1 protein-coding gene is annotated in these 1,667 nt (G+C 40.0%); it reads right to left on the reverse strand.

All coding sequences use genetic code 11. From position 1 onward, the window contains the following. Positions 1-128: 128 nt before the first annotated feature. A complete protein-coding gene (locus CK510_RS30105) occupies positions 129-1,322 on the reverse strand; it encodes a GNAT family N-acetyltransferase (protein WP_095725084.1) in 1,194 nt (397 codons plus the stop codon). Positions 1,323-1,667: the final 345 nt, after the last annotated feature.

Below are 1,667 nucleotides of genomic sequence, written 5' to 3' on the forward strand. Positions count from 1 at the left end.
GAATCAGAATACTATTACCCTGATTTTTATTGCATCCAGAAAAATAAAATATCCCAACTATAGATTTATCAATTCTATCATTCGTAAGAAAGGGCGGGGATACCCCACCCCTACAGCATCCTATATCTTTAAGTTGATGATTCCTGGTTTCCTTCTTTAAATGGTAACTCCGCATTAATTGCGTCTATTTCCCGTTGTTCGAGTACATTGACTTCGCTGATATAGGGAAGCAAAATCTGCTGTAATCGGGCATTATAAAAGCGATGTAAGCTGTAATTCGGCATTGCCGGAAAACCGCGACGTTTTTTATGACGACCACCAGCACCAGGGTCAAATAATTGGATACCATTGTTAATACCCCATTCAATTGGTGAATAATAACAAGCATCAAAATGGAGACAGTCTATTTCTTGAAAGCTACCCCAGTAACGTCCATATAAGCGATCGCTCTTGTACAGGCAGAACGACATACCTACAGGTTGAGAGTTATCTTGTTCGCTATAGGCAGGCACGAGCAAGACGCGATCGCGATAATTCGTATGTAATAATTCAAAAAATTGTTTTGTTAAATATTTACTACCCCACCAACCAAATTTATCGCAGGTATCGACATAGAAATCATACATCAAGGGTAATAAAGTCTGGGGAATTTCGTCACCTGTTACAGTTTGTAAGCGCAAACCAACTTTTTCGACTGCTTTACGTTCCCGTTTGATGTTGCGACGCTGGTTAGAATTAAATAACCCTAAATAATCATCAAAATTATTAAATCCCAGGTTCTGCCAAATATAACTGTGGTGTAACCAACCAGTAAAACCATGTTTTTCGATGGTAGGTTTCCATTCTGGGTCAACGTATAAAAAATTACAGGTTGCTATTCGATGCTTTTTGCAAAAACTGTCGATTTCATGCACCATTAACGCAGTAATTTCATCTTCATCTTCATTTGGTGCAATCAAAAATCGATATCCCTCCGCAGGGGTAAAAGGTGTCATCCCCAACAATTTGGGATAGTATTCTACACCAATACGCTGCGCTAAATCAGCCCATTGATGGTCAAACACAAACTCACCTTGACTGTGCCCTTTGAGATACATTGCCGCAGCCGCAATCAGGGTATTATCCCGCCAAATTGTGAGATGATTCGGTAGCCAGCCGTTAGGTGCGGTTGCACTGCCAGAAATCTCTAAATTATGCAACCATGTCCATTCTAAAAATGGGGTTTTTAGTGGTATTGCTAAAGCGTCCCAAGCAACTTGTGCTACTTCCGATATTTTGTTAACCCAAGTGGCTTTAGGGTGTGGTTTTACTTGTTTCAACATCTTACCTGGCTGTGTCTTCGCAAACAAGATAAAGCATTGCTTTACTTTTCTTAATGTAATCGAATCTGGCAAAACTTGCAGATAAATATTTAAACGATCAAGTGCGATCGCGCTAGCGATCCGTAGCTTTATCCCAGTTGTTCGCGGCTTGATTCAAACAAGTAAACGTGAATTCGACGAATAAAATATTACCCCACCCTAACCCTCCCCTTGCAAAGGGGAGGGAACTGGATTTTTATTTTTATTTTTATTTTCCCCCCTTTCCAAAGCAGGGCTGATTCATCCCCTAAAACACTTTAAAAATCAAGGGTTCTAGCAATTTAACACTGGTTATTTTGTTACCAG

Source organism: Brunnivagina elsteri CCALA 953 (assembly GCF_002289455.1).
Taxonomy (GTDB): Bacteria; Cyanobacteriota; Cyanobacteriia; order Cyanobacteriales; family Nostocaceae; genus Brunnivagina; species Brunnivagina elsteri.

Coding starts and splice junctions, on each gene's coding strand:
- CK510_RS30105 (WP_095725084.1), bottom strand. CDS start 1,322: ATGTTGAAACAAGTAAAACCACACCCTAAAGCCACTTGGGTTAACAAA.